The 17853-nt window shown below is 42.1% G+C and carries 12 protein-coding genes and 2 riboswitches; of the genes, 2 read left to right on the top strand and 10 right to left on the bottom strand.

What is annotated here, in order from left to right; translation table 11 throughout:
- Positions 1-543: 543 nt before the first annotated feature.
- The 5 genes from N780_RS17505 to N780_RS17485 all read right to left on the bottom strand — a co-directional run bounded on the left by N780_RS17505 (position 544) and on the right by N780_RS17485 (position 8406).
- Complete coding sequence (locus N780_RS17505; protein WP_036787107.1) at positions 544-1872, bottom strand: NCS2 family permease; 1329 nt, start codon at positions 1870-1872, stop codon at positions 544-546.
- A gap of 112 nt (positions 1873-1984) precedes the next feature.
- Positions 1985-2086: riboswitch (purine riboswitch) on the bottom strand.
- Positions 2087-2166: 80 nt separating this feature from the next.
- Positions 2167-3705, bottom strand: coding sequence for a glutamine-hydrolyzing GMP synthase (gene guaA / locus N780_RS17500; RefSeq protein ID WP_036787105.1), 1539 nt, complete (start codon positions 3703-3705; stop codon positions 2167-2169).
- Positions 3706-3832: 127 nt separating this feature from the next.
- Positions 3833-3934: riboswitch (purine riboswitch) on the bottom strand.
- 27 nt (positions 3935-3961) lie between these two features.
- The gene (locus tag N780_RS17495) at positions 3962-6178 is read right to left on the bottom strand and encodes a transglutaminase-like domain-containing protein (protein WP_036787102.1); all 2217 of its coding nucleotides are present in this window, start codon (positions 6176-6178) and stop codon (positions 3962-3964) included.
- Entirely contained in the window at positions 6178-7443 is a 1266-nt protein-coding gene (locus N780_RS17490) for a DUF58 domain-containing protein (protein WP_036787100.1), read from the bottom strand. Before N780_RS17490 ends, N780_RS17495 begins: the two co-directional genes overlap by 1 nt.
- 3 nt (positions 7444-7446) lie before the next feature.
- Entirely contained in the window at positions 7447-8406 is a 960-nt protein-coding gene (locus tag N780_RS17485; protein WP_036787098.1) for an AAA family ATPase, read from the bottom strand.
- A 270-nt stretch (positions 8407-8676) separates the two neighbouring features.
- Here N780_RS17485 and N780_RS17480 point away from each other — a divergent pair, with 270 nt between their 5' ends.
- On the top strand, positions 8677-10320 hold the full coding sequence (locus tag N780_RS17480; protein WP_052115152.1) for a glycoside hydrolase family 68 protein: 1644 nt from the start codon (positions 8677-8679) through the stop codon (positions 10318-10320).
- Positions 10321-10426: 106 nt separating this feature from the next.
- Here N780_RS17480 and N780_RS17475 read toward each other — a convergent pair whose 3' ends face one another.
- Complete coding sequence (locus tag N780_RS17475; protein ID WP_036787095.1) at positions 10427-10705, bottom strand: hypothetical protein; 279 nt, start codon at positions 10703-10705, stop codon at positions 10427-10429.
- A 236-nt stretch (positions 10706-10941) separates the two neighbouring features.
- On the opposite strand from N780_RS17475, the gene N780_RS17470 reads away from it, so the two are divergent.
- A complete protein-coding gene (locus N780_RS17470) occupies positions 10942-11832 on the top strand; it encodes a fructose bisphosphate aldolase (RefSeq protein ID WP_036787092.1) in 891 nt (296 codons plus the stop codon).
- A gap of 555 nt (positions 11833-12387) precedes the next feature.
- Here N780_RS17470 and N780_RS17465 read toward each other — a convergent pair.
- From N780_RS17465 to N780_RS17450, 4 genes are all read right to left on the bottom strand, one after another.
- Complete coding sequence (locus tag N780_RS17465; protein ID WP_036787089.1) at positions 12388-13422, bottom strand: aldose epimerase family protein; 1035 nt, start codon at positions 13420-13422, stop codon at positions 12388-12390.
- A gap of 29 nt (positions 13423-13451) precedes the next feature.
- Positions 13452-14363: an ArsR/SmtB family transcription factor gene (locus tag N780_RS17460; protein ID WP_036787086.1), complete on the bottom strand. Its 912-nt coding sequence runs from the start codon at positions 14361-14363 to the stop codon at positions 13452-13454.
- Between the two features lie 98 nt (positions 14364-14461).
- The gene (locus N780_RS17455; RefSeq protein WP_156969227.1) at positions 14462-15862 is read right to left on the bottom strand and encodes an MFS transporter; all 1401 of its coding nucleotides are present in this window, start codon (positions 15860-15862) and stop codon (positions 14462-14464) included.
- A 17-nt stretch (positions 15863-15879) separates the two neighbouring features.
- The gene (locus N780_RS17450) at positions 15880-17691 is read right to left on the bottom strand and encodes a glycoside hydrolase family 2 protein (RefSeq protein ID WP_052115151.1); all 1812 of its coding nucleotides are present in this window, start codon (positions 17689-17691) and stop codon (positions 15880-15882) included.
- Between the last annotated feature and the right edge of the window lie 162 nt (positions 17692-17853).

The raw sequence follows: 17853 nt of genomic DNA, 5'->3' as shown, positions 1-17853 counted from the left end.
TGACGTTACATGTTGTTTCGTTCAGTTTTCAAAGATCAAATGTTTCTTCAAAATGTTTCTTTTGCTTGTCCGCCGTTTAACAGCGACTTAATTAGTTTATCATGTGGTTGATTTTGAGTCAATAACTTTTTTGAAGTTTATTTGATCTCTTTTCTTCAACCTGATCTCTCTATTATAGAAGAAGTCATGTTAGTTAATAACTGCCTTCAAGATCATTTCGTTGGTTGCGTCGTTTTAACAGCGACTTAAACATCTTATCATGCGGATGTTTTTGAGTCAATAACTATTTTCAAAAGTTTATTTGATCTCTTCCCAAGCTGATCTCTTCTATATTAATAGGAAGGCGAATGCGATTGTTAATCACAGCCTCTAGATCGTTTTGTTGTTTGCGTTGTTGTTAACGCAACGTTTAATAATGTACCACGGGATCGACGTGAACTGCAATAGTTTTTATGAATTTTTTTATTCTCTCTTTCATAACGTTACAAAAAAAAAGAGGAGCAACCATTGCCATGGCGCCCCTCGTCAGTATTTTAAAAGAAATTAAATTAAGAATATAAAATAGGCTAGGAAGACAATAAATAAGAAATACATAATTGGATGAATCTCTTTCCCTCTTCCTTTCAAGATCATTGTTAATGGATAAAAGATAAATCCAATCGCAATTCCTGTAGCTATACTATACGTTAGTGGCATGGCAATGACCGTAAGAAAAGCTGGGACAGCAATTTCGAATTGGTCCCAATCTATATTCTTCAACGAACTACACATCAGCACCCCCACGATAATTAGAGCAGGCGCTGTTACTTCTGCTGTAACCACACTTAACAATGGAGAGAACAGAAGCGATAGAAGGAAGAAGCCTGCTGTCACGACTGATGTGAATCCTGATCGACCTCCAGCTGCCACCCCTGCTGTTGATTCAATATAAGAAGTAGTGGTTGAAGTCCCTACCACTGACCCTACTACGGTAGCCGCAGAATCTGCAAATAAAGCTCGGCCAGCACGTGGTAACTTGTTCTCTTTTATAATCCCGGCTTGCGTTGCTACAGCTACAAGTGTTCCAGCAGTGTCAAAGAAGTCTACAAATAAGAACGTTAAGATGACAATCCACATCTCTCCTGAAACAAGTACAGAAGGTAAATTCTCTATAGCAGCTCCGAATGTTGGAGCAACACTTGGTGGTGTGCTCACTACGGCTGATGGCGCGTCAATTAAACCAACGATGATCCCGCCAATTGTTGTAATAACGATTCCGTAAAAGATCCCACCTTTTATGTTAAGAGACATCAGAAGAACGGAAATTACTAACCCAAAGATCGCAAGAAGCGTAGCTGGTTGCGTTAAATCCCCTAAAGCCACAAGTGTATTTGGATCCCCTGTTATAATTCCGGCATTCTGAAAACCGATAAATGCAATGAAAAGTCCAATTCCAGCTCCTACTGCTAGCTTTAAATTGCTTGGAATGGCGTTTATAATCTTCTCTCTAAGTCCTGTAACGGTTAATACAATAAAAATAAGTCCTGATACAAGCACTCCCGCCAATGCCTCTTGCCATGGAATGGCGAACTGCAACATAACGGTGAAGGAGAAAAAGGCATTCAGCCCCATACCTGGCGCTAACGCAATTGGATATTTCGCTAGAACCCCCATAATCAATGAACCAACGGCTGCTGCTATTGCGGTAGCTGTGAATACTGCGCCTTGATCAATCCTTGTAACACCCTCAGGCAGCTCCTCTACACCTACAAGCGCTAATGTAATCGGGTTGACGACAAGAATATATGCCATGGCTAGAAACGTCGTTAAACCAGCTATAAACTCTGTACGAAAGTTTGTCCCCAGCTCTTCAAATTGAAAGAATTTCTTCATGTTAGACCCTCCCCGAAACCAGCCGATATAAAAAGAAACCCTTAGCATTAAGCGCCAAGAGTTTCTGGTCCACAGACAGAGTGCATGATTAAGAAAGATTACTAGAATCCATCCGAATCACATTCTCCATCGTAGTCGAGTCATTTACGGTAACTCGGTAGAAACTCTTGGGCCCTATCCCCAATATTATACGACGGTTCGTGTTTTATTTTATCTGGTTCTATCATACTAGCAAAAACGAGAAGAGTCAATGCTAAATACGAATATTAAAAACTTTAATTTGCAAAACGTTCGTTATTCCCACTCGATTGTACTAGGCGGCTTACTCGTTACGTCATACACGATTCTGTTCACATGATCCACTTCATTCACAATCCTAGTTGAAATCAGCTCTAGAACATCATAAGGTATTCTCGCCCAGTCTGATGTCATCCCATCAATAGACGTAACGGCACGAATCCCAACTGTATAATCATATGTGCGAGCATCACCCATGACCCCAACACTTCGGATATCAGGTAACACTGTGAAGTACTGCCAGATATCACGTTCTAAACCGGCATTCTTTACCTCTTCACGCAAGATTGCATCTGATTCACGAACAATGGTTAGCTTTTCATCAGTGATTTCACCTAACACACGGATGGCAAGACCAGGTCCCGGGAAAGGTTGGCGCCACACGATATGGTCTGGAACCCCTAGTTCTGTACCTAAGGCACGTACTTCATCTTTAAATAATGCATTCAAAGGTTCGATCAGTTTAAATTGCATATCTTCAGGAAGGCCACCTACATTATGGTGAGACTTAATGGTCTGTGCGGTTTCCGTTCCACTTTCAATAATGTCTGTGTAAAGCGTTCCTTGTGCAAGATAATCTATATCCTTTAACTCATCCGCCTGTTCATCAAAGACATAAATGAATTCATTCCCAATAATCTTCCGCTTCTGTTCAGGATCTGAAACACCTCTTAGCTTAGACATGAAACGCTCTTGTGCATCGACTTTTATAACGTTCATGTTAAATCCTTCACTAAATGTATCCATCACCGTGTCTGCTTCATCTTTACGGAGCAGGCCATGATCGACAAAGATACACGTAAGCTGATCTCCAATAGCACGATGAATTAGTGCTGCTACAACAGATGAATCAACGCCACCACTCAGGGCACAAAGAACTTTTTGATCGCCTACTTGTTCACGAATTTTCTCCACTTCAAGTTCAATAAAGTTCTCCATTGTCCAGTCGCCTTTTTCTTCGCAAATATCAAAGACAAAACGCTTTAGTACTTCATTTCCATACTCAGAGTGACGAACCTCTGGGTGGAACTGCACTCCGTACATCTTCTTCTCTTCATAGCTAATAGCAGATACAGGGCAAGATGGGCTCGTTGCGTCTACAGAGAACCCAGCCGGAGCTTCAACAACTTTGTCACTGTGACTCATCCATACAACTTGCTCTTTCGGAAGATCTTTAAATAAAGAAGGTTCTCCTTCTACTTGCAAGTTAGCTTTTCCATATTCTCTTTGGAGCGCTCGTTCTACCTTCCCGCCGTAATGGTGAGTCATAAGCTGCATTCCGTAGCAAATACCAAGCACAGGAATATCAAGTTCGAATATCGCCGGATCACAGCGGAAGCTATCTTCAGCATAAACGCTGTTTGGCCCACCGGACAGAATAATCCCTGTCGGATTCATTTCTTTAATTTCCTCTGCTGTTAGTCGATGAGAATGGAGTTCGCTATATACCCCGAACTCACGGATCCGCCTAGTGATTAACTGGTTATATTGACTTCCGAAGTCTAATACTAAAATCTTGTCATGAACTTCGATCATGATGCGCTTCACTCCTTTGTATTTGCGTGACCCTTTACTGTCCTCTCTCGTTTTGGTCCATAAAAAAAGAGACTTCTGCCTCTATAACTATAGAAAGGCAGAAGTCTCCTCATATTTCCAGAGAATGATACACGACTCCCACCTTCATAGTCAGAGCATTATCGGTGCTCCGGTAGAGACTCTCGAACCATATTATCGAGGATATACGAAGGGAACAATTAAGTTGCAATCATTCTATCAATCTAACGATTCTCGGTCAAGACAACGTCTTTTTAATTAAATTTTCCCACAATTCACTCATTTTATCCCATGGATGTTTAGACGAATCTTTTTGGTAAACAAGTCGCTCGTAATGATAGGTTAATTGCCCCATCTCTTGGGTTCTATAATGATCATCGACAGAATGAGCGAACTCTTGTAAGGTCTGTCCACTTGATCGATTCAAATCTTCTTTCTTATCTAAAACTTTCAAGAGGAATTCATAAGCTGTTTCATAATTATGCTGACCTGGGTTCTGAATATACTTTCTCCTATAATACATGGCCAGCAAATGATAGCGATATCTATACACCAGTCCGAGAATGGCAAGAACAACGATAACCAGCACAATCCATAGCCATGTAGGGACCGTAAAACTCCCCCCACCACCACTAGATTCGTCTGTCTTACCCGCCATGTCTTGCTCGTCCATTTCAGGTGTTTGTTCTTGATTTTGTTCTAGCTGTTCTTGTAAATTTTCATCAACCTCAGAGGACTCTTCGTCATCTTCCTCAGTATCATCTATATAAAAGTCTGTATGGTTTCCAAACCCTTTCGTTGGCTCAAAAGCTACCCAACCTACATCGGGGAAATAGACTTCTACCCAAGAGTGGGCGTTACCGCTCGTTATCTGATAGACGTTCTTAAGTTCTCCATCCACTTCTATCGTGTCAATTTGCTCACCACCTGTGAACCCTTTAGCCCACCTGGCAGGAACCCCAACACTTCGCAGGAGAACGACCATTGAAGTAGAGAAGTTATCACAGTAGCCGACTTGAGTGTCAAACAAGAACTGCGAGGTATAATCCTCTCCTTCATCTGGAACGGGAATATTCTTCGTACTATATTCGAACCCGTTCTGTTGGAAGTATTCTTCAACTGCCCGCGCTTTCTCATATCGGTTGCTACTCTCAGCGACAATCTCTTCCGCTAAATCTCTAACCTGTTCTGGTAAGCTCTCTGGCAATTGCGTATATGCCTGATCAATTTGTGGCGGATCATCCGTTCCACTCTCCGCAAGCTGCGAGAAAGAGAAACTAGGCTGAGCATACCCAATCTCATACCCATTTAGCTGAAATGATTCTCCGTTCTTTTGAGGAATAATCTCCCCTGTAGTTGGGTTAATCACTAAGGTGTCTGCTTCGCTGTTCGACACTTTTTCAATACCATATGGATAGACAAGCTTTGAAAACGTGGCATTATCATTCATAGCGATCGTTGCCACCTTGTCTTCACGCTTAACTGCGTCATTAAAGTATCCTAAGTTAATATCATTAGCTACCGGCTGCTCGATTGGATTCCCCTCACTGGATCGAATCCAGCCTTTCCCCGTATAAACATCTTTTGTCTCGATACGCCAATAATGTTCACCATCGGCTACCGCTTGAAAGACAGGAGTATTATCTTGGACAAAGGAGCCACCTAATTGTTCGTCGTTCGTACCATATCCAACCTTTTGAATCGCATTGCCACCTGAACCTCCTACGCCGTTCACCGCTCCTTGGATAAAAGGAACGGGGTCGGGCCATTGAGGGGCTTTCTTCGGAGCCGCATAGCCAATCACACTAGCAAATAAGACTACGACCATTAGCGGGATAACCCACGCCCGATAGACACGCCTCCCCCTTATCGCAATTGATTCTTTCTCCATTTCTTTAGTGAAACTGGACAAGCCCATTACAATCAACGAGATCAGGAACGTTCGAATAATCGCTCCCTTCCCTTCATATACCGTAAACGTATCCAAGACCGTCACATATACAATCGTCAATATGACAAAGAAACTCGTTCTCTTAGCTACGATAAACCAGTAATAAAGCAAGTAACTCATTAACCACAGCAAAAGCAAGAAAAGCATGCTACGAAATAATGGGGTCATCTGCCACCACTGATTCGCTACCATCACATCGATATTATACTGAATATGGTCATAGACAAACCGGAACCAATCTCCACTGAGAAACCTTCGTCCGATAAACAATCCATCTAACACAAACGCTAAGCCTATGAGTTTCATCGGAATGGTAAAAAACCACGGTAAATGAATGAACGATAAGAAGAAGCAAAATGCAGCATATACAACAAATACAGCCATGTTAGCCGTATCCGTAATTTGATCTAAAGGTCTGAGCCATTCCCAGAACAGTAAGAATCCACAAAGATAAACGATCCCTCTAAACAAAAATTGATTACGCTCGATTGGGTCGTTCGCCATTATGTACTCACCTCAAATTTCGCTTGTGTCATTTCTGCTTCTGACAAGACATTAACAACAACGCCATTCACACCTAACTCACGAAGTAACTGCCGTTGTTCACTCGTTATATGTTCTTTTGCTTCTATATAAAAGAAAACAACTCGCGCATGTTTTTGTTTCAACCGAATAACGGATGTTTTTAATGAAGGAGTAAGACTTCGCGTCACAACCATAACGATTAAGTGATTCGGCAATCCTTGTTGCTGCTTCAGTAACGATTCAGCAAACGTTGTTTTCCCCACTGGTTCAACCTTAGATAAATATTGATTCATCCCATCATACTGAGTACGGTCTTTCGTGAAAGGAAAGAATTTATGCTCACTTCCTAAAACCAAGAACGCAAGCTGAGATTCCCTTATCTTATAGCTCTCAATGATGGAAGCCGTTAACTCCACACTTCCCTCAAACGCTATTCTCTTCTCCCCAAAACCTTCGGTAGCATCAAGTATAAGCAACACATCCGAACTCTTCTGTTGTTCGAACTCCTTAGTCATCATCGCATTCTTCTTAGCTGATGTTTTCCAATCTATCCAAGAGAATCGATCTCCCGGTGCATATTCTCTTACCCCTGTTACGACAGTGGTATCCCGCTTCGTTTGAGAATAGGAAGGAGCCGCCCCCTCATCAAAGCTATTCACACGCTTCGTCATTGAGACATCTCTTCTGTGAGGATATACGAGCACTCTACCAGGCACGGTGTAATAAGCTTGCTTTGATACAAATCCAAAGAAGTCGCCTGTTTTCACTCGTATACTATGAAAATGGTGCTCACCTCTTGGCAGATGAGGAAATTCATAATGAAAGTGGATTGAACGCTTAAACCAAGGAAATGCTACACGCTTAATTCGTTTCGCCTTCCTAAGTTCATCAGGATTCCCCATATATTGATAGCCTTCTGATTTCGTCCCGACCCTATTTAGCGTTTCAGGAACATATTCCTCGATGACACAATAATAAAGGGGGAACGGCAATCCTCTCTCTATATGAACATCCACAGCTAACGTATCTCCAGATTGAAACATATATTTAGATAACGTCCGTTCAATATTCCAATTGGAGATCGGATAGAGTAACACACCTAGCATATATAGAAGCAACGGAAGCATCCCGTAAAACAGAAACCAACTAACAAAGCCACCCTGAAACATAGCATAAGCGTATAGAATGGCGAAAAGAAGAATTGTAACCACAATTTTCGCTACGACATGGGCTGTTTGCTTCATCCGCTATTTTTCCTTACGCACAGGGATTGAGACTTTTTGTAGTATGTCGTTCACTAAATCTTCTGAGGTCATCCCCTCAAACTTCGCTTCTGAATTCAGGATGAGACGATGGGATAATACGAAGGGCGCTAAATATTTCACATCATCCGGAAGAACAAAATCTCTATCTTGAATAAAGGCATACGCTTTTGCTGCTTTCATCAGCGCGATCGATCCGCGGGGACTTACACCAAGGTAAGCGGACGGATGGCGCCTTGTCTCCGAAACGACATTTACGATATAGCGTTGAATATTTGGATCAACATACACCTCTGCAGCTCGATTCTGTAATTCAATCAGCTCTTCCTTCGTCATAACAGCCTGTACCCGGTTTATTGGGTGGTCATTAGATATTAAGTCAAGCATCTGCATCTCTTCAGCTGCAGAAGGATACCCCATATTTAATTTCAATAAGAAACGATCCAACTGAGCTTCTGGTAGCGGATATGTCCCTTCATATTCAATTGGATTTTGAGTAGCCATAACGAAGAATGGACGTTTAAGTTCAATCGTATTCCCATCAACCGTTACATGACTTTCTTCCATTCCTTCTAGTAAAGAAGACTGTGTTTTCGGCGAGGTACGATTGATTTCATCTGCAAGCACAATATTCCCTAAGAGCGGGCCAGGACGAAATTCAAATTCAAGAGTTTTCGGATTATAAATCGAAACACCTGTCACATCAGAAGGTAATAAGTCTGGCGTGAACTGAATACGTCTAAATTCACAGTCAACTGACTTTGATAGTGTTCGAACAAGCATTGTTTTCCCTACACCTGGAACATCTTCTAAGAGAACATGACCCTTCGCGAGTAAAGCTACAATACTTAATGTTGTCACTTCTTCTTTCCCGATCATGACACTCTGTATATTCGCGAATAGATCATGTACTTTTCCATGAGCTAAGTAAGTTTGCTGAGGCATGTTATTCGATTCCTCCTATGAAATAATCTCCTAATATCTATTAGAATTTTTTGTCTATTCCAACTATACTACATCCTACTAGGCTATGTGCAGTAGAATGCGCAGGAAATATATCGGAAATAAATCCCTCCCCCCTTACAACCGCCTGCATTTACTAAAATGAGCATTTTCACCGGACAGTTTGTCTATACCAATCTCATCCTCTCGCATAGTGTATAGCAAGCTTCTAAAAATAGAAGCAAATTTATGTGTTGGAAAGGAATTGGTAGAATGCATCATCATAACAACTGTCAGTGCAAGCACGACAGCGGACATTATCATGATAAGGATGGGCGCTGTCGCAAATGTAAAAAGTTCTGTAGAAAATTCGAATGTTGCTTAGAGGAGAACCGAGGCGCTACACCATCTGCTTGGACCCGACAACAAGCTGATCAAATTCGAATCACTTCAGAAAACGCTGCACCAATCATTGAAGAACCATTTGAGGATACAGCTCCAGATCTTTGGGTTTGGGACACGTGGCCCCTTCGTGAGAAAGATGGTTCCATTGCAGTCCTTCCTGGAGGATGGCGTGTCATCTTCTCTTTAACAGCTCCAAGAAGCGTGCTACCTGGTAAACGTCACGACATCGCAACCATCCGTTACTTCTATTCACGCGATGGCCAGGACTGGATTCCAGGGGGCGTAGTATTCCCTGAAGGGGATGCGTTAGGCTCTCGTCAGTGGGCTGGGTCAGCTTTTGTAGAAAACGGTGAAATTTTCTTCTTCTACACGGCTACCGGTCGTCGCAATGAAGCACAAGTCACGTACGAACAGCGCATGGCTTTCGCTAAAGGAGAAATTTTCTCTGACTTGAATGGTGTTTTATTCAATAACTGGGAAGAGCACTCCATCATTCTCGTTCCAGACGGGGAATTCTATCAAACTCAGGAACAATCAAGCGGTGGGATTATTTACTCTTTCCGTGATCCTTGGTATTGGATCGATCCTGAAAGCGGCTGTGAATATATTATTTTTGAAGGAAACACAGCAACACCTCAACAGCCAGTCGAGCGAGAGTGTAACCCTGAGAACATTGGGGACGGAGACTATCGAAGCGGGAATGACGTACCGAACGGCTCCGCAAACTTTAATGGAAACGTAGGGATAGCGCTTCTTCGCAGTAGCGATTATCGCGAGTGGGAACTCCTTCCTCCAATCCTAGAAGCAGATTGCGTTAACCAACAGCTTGAGCGACCACACATTGTATATATAGGCGGACGTTACCACCTATTTATCGTAAGTCACCAATTTACGTTTGCCCCAGGACTTGATGGTCCAGATGGCTTGTATGGTTTCGTAGCGAACGACTTCCGTGGTAACTATGTTCCATTAGGCGAAGGCGGGCTTGTTGTAGCGAACCCACCTGAAGAGCCATTCCAAGCTTATTCTTGGATCGTACTACCAGACTTGTCTACGCTAAGCTTTATTAACTACTACAACCTTGATGGTGTTAGCTTGGATCAATTGCCATCACTACCGGATCAGTTCGTCTTTAACCGCTTCGGCGGCACGTTAGCGCCTACGTTACAACTATCAATTAGTGGAACCGACACACAAATCGTAAACGAATTAGCACAAGGTCTCGTTATGGAATCTTCTACAGAAGGCGCCCCATTCACACCACGTTGTGAGCAAGGTGGGAAATGCGGAAACGGTCACAGAAGTCGTATGGATAATATGGATGAAGACACAGAAACCGAAGAAGACATGATGAACAACGGCATGTCTGATGATGGAATGTACGGTGGCTGTGGACGCGGAGGTCATGGCGGCCATGGCAAACGTCGAAGAGATGTCGTTTGTGAATGTGAAGTAGATCGTAACGGCAACGTATGTACGCACTGTAACCGACCAAGATGTCGTAGAAACTAAATAATTATTAAAAAGGAGGTTCCCTGGTGGGAGCCTTCTTCTTTATTTGTAATTGATGATTATAGCGGGATATTGGAATTATTTCACCCTGCTGATCTTGCATTCTTTATGATGAAACTTCGATAGTAAACTTTTTATACGTAATGACTCCCACTATGACAAAGGCTCCTAAACCCACCAAAGTCAAAAGAGGTGATACGGTGTAGAGTTTTGTCACGACGTAGACGAGCAATGCAGTGAGATAGATACTCAGACCATACTTCACTTTACTCCGCTCAAGAAACGCTCGCTTCAGCAAGACCGTCATCCCAACAGCCCCTAACACAAAGAAATACAGAAAACACACCCCTATCACAATATCCCAAATTCCTTGAAAGAAATTCAAATCTAATCCCCCTTCGCCCTCTCTATTTATTTCCAATTTTATCATATTGAAAGAAGCCCCGACAGTCAAAGGATCTCACTATTGATGTTGAAAATGTGTTCGATCGTAATCAACTAGATCATTTATTCATTTAACTTATAAGGACAATCAAAATGTCTTTTTTCTATATCCAAGGTTAGGGATCCGACATAAAGGGGAAGGATACTAGTGGACTTTTCAAAAAAGGAGTGGGAACCATGAACAACAAACAATTCGATAAAATCAAAAACGGTAAAGGATTTATTGCCGCACTTGACCAAAGTGGCGGAAGTACGCCGAAAGCACTAGCAGACTACGGCGTACCTGAAGATGCTTATTCTGGTGAAGACGAGATGTTTGACCGGGTTCACCAAATGCGTACACGCATCATAACGTCTCCTGCTTTTGATTCAGATAAGATCCTAGGCACGATTCTTTTCGAACAAACGATGGACCGTGAAATCGAAGGCAAATATACAGCTGACTACCTGGCTGACAACGACATTGTTCCGTTCCTCAAAGTCGATAAAGGTCTAGCAGAGAAAGAAAACGGCGTTCAGCTTATGAAGCCTATTCACGATTTAGAAGAAACATTGCGACGCGCTAATGAACGAAACATCTTCGGTACTAAGATGCGCTCGGTCATCCATGAACCAAATCCATCAGGCATTAAAGCTGTCGTCGACCAGCAATTTGAAGCTGGTAAACAAATTATCGCAGAAGGCCTTGTGCCAATCATAGAACCAGAAGTAAACATTCACAGTGAAGATAAAGAGAAATCCGAAGAGATTCTACGAGACGAAATCCTGAAAAACTTAAATGACCTAACAGAAGACGAAAACGTGATGCTTAAGCTTTCTATTCCTACGAAAGCCAACACGTATAAAGAATTAGCTGAGCATCCTCGCGTCGTACGTGTCGTTGCCTTATCAGGCGGATATTCTCGTGACGAAGCCAATGAGAAGTTAAAAGAAAACGAAAACCTAATCGCAAGCTTCTCCCGTGCCTTGATCGCTGACTTGAATGCCAATCAATCTGACGAAGAATTCAACAAGTCACTACAGCACGCTGTAGACGTCATTTATGATGCTTCCGTAAACAAGAAATAACTAAACCAAAAGCCTCCCAACAATTTGGGAGGCTTTCTTTAGTTTTATAGGGTAGTAATCTTGAATACTTGAAGCTGAGACTTTTTTGGTTGGATAGGGCCGTTACTTTTGTTGAGTGCTTGGTGGGCTGGGCAACGGCTCGCTTTCCGCGGGCGAGCTGTCGAGCCTCCTCGGGAAAACCATCCTGCGGGGTCTCGTCGACCTCTTTCTCCCGCAGGAGTCTCCCCGTTCCCCATCCCACCTAGCTATATTTTGATTAACCGGCCCGCTGCTTTAGCGTTGCGGTCTCCACTTAAAACTACATGTGGTCTGTTTCCGTTTCTTCCAATACGGAAAAGGTGGGCCTGGAAACTGCGAGACTCCCGTGGGCAGAAGAGCCTAGGTGAGACCCCGCAGGCCGGCTTTGCCGGGTGAGGAGGCTCACCAGCTCCCCACAGGAAAGCGAGTGGTTTCCAGGCCCACCTTACGCTCCATTAAAGTAAACGGAGACATTCTCTCAGCTTTGAGCCTTCTTAAAGAGATTATTGATCAAACGTTTGATCAATAATCTCTAACTCATACAGTCCCAAAAGAAAACGTGGTGTACTTCTCATAGAGCTCACCAGCTTTTAGTCGAACGTCTGGAAAGCCTTCGTGATGAAGAGAGGCTGGTGAAGCTTGTGTTTCTAAACACATTGCATCATGCTTCTTAGCAGGGCCGCTTGCTAATTTATGATCTTCCATCAGATTATTCCCCGTGTAAAACACGATAGCTGGCTGATTCGTCATAAGCTTCATAACTCTTCCGCTCTCCTCATCTTTAACAACAACACTCTCTTCCTTGTCATGGTTAAAGAGAAACGAATGGTCAAATCCTAAATTGGCTAAATCCAACTGCGGATGAGTGGAACCAAGCCTGTCTCGTAAGAGGGTTTCCTCTCTTAAATCAAAAGGAGTCCCTTGAACTGACTCAACCTTTCCTGTTGGGATTAGGGTTGAATCTAGCTCGACAAACTGATTACTGTCGAATTGAATGGTGTGATCATGGATGGTTCTTTTGGCATCTCCACTTAAGTTAAAATAGCTATGGTTTGTTAGGGTCAGAGCCGTGTCTTGATCACTCTTTGCTCTGTACGAAATGGTAAACTGGTTATCATTATTTAATTGATAGGTTACTTGAATAGAAAGATTCCCAGGATAGCCACCTTCTAAATGAGGACTTTCATAAGTAAGATTCACCCCTACCTTATCCTCTTCCTGGAACGGAGATAGTTCCCACAGTTTCGTATGAAAGCCTTGTCCGCCTCCATGTAATGAATTCTTTCCTTCATTCTCATGTAAATAATAATCTTCGCCATTTATAGAAAACGATGCTCCATCCACTCGTCCGGCTATTCTCCCTATTAGAGCCCCAAGATAATTTGGGTCATGGATATAATCTTCATAATTCTCATAAGCCAGAACAACATTTTCTGTATGCCCATTTTGATCAGGGACGTTGATCTCTGTAATCGTTCCCCCATAGTTTAGAAAACTGACCGACATACCAGCGTCGTTCGTCAACGTAACCTCTTTCCAATCGTTTACTGTCACATGTTCTGTAATGTTCATTGATGAACACCTCCAAATCCTTGTCCTCGTTATGCGTATTTAATATTCATCTTAATTCCTTGCTCATAATGACCAAATTTCTCTCCGAATAAATTCATGCCGCCTTTATTGGTTGCGTCTTCTTTAATGCCTAGCTTAAACGCAATGTATGGAAGATCACTCAGCTCTAAATCATGAATCGTAATGTCCGAGACTTTTTCATTATCAATAAAACTACCTTCTTCATTGACTTTCCATTGTTTAAGTAAGCCGTATTGGGTTAAATTCGTACGCCACCACTGCGGGGTGAGTTTTCCTCTTTCACCACCAAAATCACCAGGCGAAGTCCACGTCCCAATTTCTTTATGATTGACTGAAGCTGTAATATCCGATGGCCAATCCAATTTGAAATTCGGCGCTTCTGAACAGAGCTCTGCACTAAACACGATTTCCTTAGCTGTATAACCATGTGGAATTCGATTCGGCAGCCTATATTCCACGTAACCATCTTTAAAATAAAGTAACTGTGCATGTTTACGCTCAGGTTCATAGAAAGAACGAGGATCATCTTGAACCCCAATGTAATCCTTCTCACCCACTACTCCGCAGTGTGGCTGGGCATAGCAGTCCAAATAATCCCCTATATTCATATCCAGTGTAATTTCATGCTCATTGAATTGCCCTTCTTTATTAAATAAGTCAATAACAATTCGATCATAGTTCATGGCACTTACTTTTTGTGTACCCCTTCCAGGTACGAGCTCGGTAATAATCAGTTCCACTTCTTCTAGTTTATTGACGTGAGAAGCCGTCGTAGAGAAAGGAAGATCAAGCTTCTCGGCTAACTCGTTCACATTATGTGGCTTTTCACTTAATAAATTTAATATCTTCACTCGTGTAGGATTGGATAATGCCTTATTAATAGGGAGCATATTTTCAAAGTTTAATGGTAGTTTCTTCATGAAAGAAGCCTCCGTGTATCCATAGTTTCCCTTAGTATAACAAAATCTTTCTTCTCAAAATAAATGCTCCCTATTATTTTCTTTAGGCTACACCTTGATTACTTCTGTGGGTAGACTTGAGGATATTTCTTTCGAACACGTAATTTCTCAACAATATCTTTGTACTCTGTTTCTGTGTAAGAATAGAAGTACATAATGATCAACCGAATAAGTGAACCAAGAGCAGGAAGCAGGGCAATGACGAAGAATAGCATGTCCATTGTAAATTCGCTCTGAGCCTGATTCGACTGATAATTTATTGCTGTTAAGATCAAACCTGTTGCACCACCAGATACGGCAACCGACAACTTCCCTGTAAATGTCTGGCCTGAGAAGACAACCGCTTCGTTTCTTTTTCCTGTCTTATACTCTGTATACTCAATCGTTTCAGCTAGCATTCCAGAGATGAGTGGTCCAGTACTTGTATACAGAAGCATCGTAACCCCTATGAAGATGAGTGATACAACAACGCTGCCATACCCAACAGAGAACCAAACAATTCGAACAAGAATGTCCACCGCTACAATCACCATCAGAATATGCTTTTTCTTATACTGTTTCGTTAGCTTAGGGATAATGAAGAACCCGATACAGCTGGCGAAACTAATAATACCAAACATTGTCATAAGTGAAGCGCTTCCAAGATTGTACGTAAAAAAGTAAATATTTAAAGCTTGCGTGATATTCATAAACACATTGCAGAAGAACACAACTAAGATCGCAAACATCGGTTTATTCGCTTTTAGCGCGCGCAGTCCATCCGAGAATTTCACTTTCGACTTAGGCGGCTCCACACGTTCTTTTGTATTTTTGAAACCATTTAACATAATAGGTAACGCAATGGCCATTAAAGCAATCGTAGCCAGAAGGTAACCCTGACCTGTATCTCCTCCACCGAGCCATTTTGTAAGAGGAATGAAGATTGTTGGTGATAAAGCAATCCCTGTGAATACTCCCATATTGGCAAACGTAATTAATTTAGTACGCTGCTGCGTATCCTGACTCATTACCGAGGACAGTGACCAAAATGGTACGTCAGATGCTGTATACACCATCCCCCACAAAATATACGTACCTCCAGCGTAAATCAGCTTAGCTGTCATACTTAAGCCATCTAATGGCAAGAAACAAGCAATGGTAGATAGAACAATTAAATAAGGCATGTATTTTAGATACGGTCTAAATTTCCCGTGCTTTGATTTTAGCGTATCCATAAGGGAAGCCATCATCGGGTCATTAATGGCGTCCCATGTTCTTGCGATTAGAAAGATGACACTCGCTGCTGCTGCCGAGATCCCTAAAATATCTGTATAGAAGAACAGAATGTACGTACCAATTAATCCAAAGCTTATACACTGAGCAAATCCATACCCAAAGTAAGAAGCGATCTCCTTGGTACGAATATCTTCTTTTAATTCCCCATCCGTCGGTTCTACATGTTGCTCTTTAGCAGTCTCCACTTTGTACTCCCCCTTAGTTATTCAAAGATAAACCCATCCGCTTTCATACCAGCTACGATTTGATAAATGCGTTTTGTATCGAATTTCTCTTCATGATTATGATCTAACAAACCATTAACCTCTTGTTCAACATCCGTAAGTTGTGTATAACAAAAGCCTTGGATTGATGGTGAATCCATAATTGATTTCATTAACTGTTTAAAGCGGTCTAGTGCTTCTTCCTCGTTCTGTGGTCTTGTACCATAACCCCAATCGTCTTCAGTCCCAGAACCATATGCAATCCCGCCGAACTCACTCATCACAATGGGCTGCCCACTATATTCATATCCATTAGCAAAGTTTTGTTTTCGACTTGTTTTAGAAGGGCTTCCATTTACGTAATCCTCTTTGTTACGATAAGCCAAAGCTAAGTCTTCTGCATTTGAGTTGTAGTCGTGAATCGTCAAGATATCAGTCAGCGTATGTTCCCACCCATCATTTCCGACAACAAGTCGTGAAGAGTCTAACGCTTTTGTCTGATAATAGAGAGCGTTTACAAAAGATTGCTGATCCTTACGGTGATAGATTTCATTTACTCCCCATGACTCATTCATTACGGTATAGACGATAACTGAAGGATGGTTACGATGTTTCATCACCATTTCTCGAGTTTCGTTCATCATCGCTTCCATAGAACGATCAGTAAATTTAAAGAAGCTTGGCATCTCAGCCCACACGACTAGCCCGAGTTGATCACATAAATACATGTATCGCCTGTCCCCAATCGTTTGATGTCGCCTCACTCCGTTAAATCCCATTTCCTTTACTTTCGTTAAATCCGCTTTCATATCTTCGTAACTAGCGGTCATCAAAGAATCTTTGTAGTATCCCTGATCTAAAATGAGTTTCTGATAAAACGCCTCATCATTTAATAGAATGGCATCTCCCTTAGCTTCAATGCTACGCATACCAAAATAGCTGTTAACTACATCTAAGACATGCTCATCACTCTTAAGTGTAAACGTAATATCGTACAACTGCGGATTGCTCGGACTCCAATAAAATACGCGAAAGTCTGCTTCATCTGATTCAACATTAACGGTCATGCTGATGTTCTGTTGATTGGGCTTCACCCATGCCCCTGTTGTATTGATCCATTCCCCTTTGAAATACACGTTCGCTTCCAAGTAAGCGATCTTTCTATGCCGAGGAAGCTTTACGCCTAATTGAAGACTTGATTGTGTTAAATTTGGCGTCATGTTCACATCTTGGATATAGACTGGTGAAACCTCTTCCATCCATACCGGTTGCCAGATACCAGTTGTGCGGGTATACCAGCATAAGAAGTTCGTTGATTTCCAGGACTGTTTCCCGAGCACCTGCTCAACGCTGTTGCGATCTTCTACACGAACCGTAATTGTATTCTCACCCGATTGAACCGCTGTCCCAATAGAAAAGCTAAAAGGAGTGTGCCCCCCCGTATGCTCGCCTACAAATTGGCCGTTCACCCATACTTTCGTATAGTAGTCCACTGCCTCAAAGTGCAGAAGAAGCTCATTTTGATTATCCTTTTCCCAATGAAATGTGCGTTTGTACCACACTACTTCATAAGGTTCCTTCGAATGGATACCAGACTTTTTACTTTGATAAGCATAAGGCACTTGAATCTGTTGAGAGAACGGCTGTGCGGAACCTTCCCAACCTTCCATTTCTCCAACTTCCTCAGCATCAAATGCAAATTCCCACTCTCCATTTAAGTCGTACCATTGATCCCTCTTAAATTGTGGTCTTGGATACTCCGTTCCTGTACTATTCTTCTGTTCGATGCGAGATAAAGAGCTCACAACCATAACCACCGCTCCCGTTCTGTTTTTAGTAAGGGCTTTCATTTGTTATGAATTATTATTACATATAAACACGTTTTATTACAACTAAAAATGTAATAAAAATAAAAGTTTTCTTAACAATCGAACGAATAAAGAAACAAAAAGAGCCCCCAACCATTGATGCTA

The organism is Pontibacillus chungwhensis BH030062 (genome assembly GCF_000770675.1).
Classification (GTDB): domain Bacteria; phylum Bacillota; class Bacilli; order Bacillales; family BH030062; genus Pontibacillus; species Pontibacillus chungwhensis.
The sequence above is the reverse complement of the archived record's forward strand: the minus strand, read 5'-3'. Positions and strand labels throughout refer to the sequence as shown.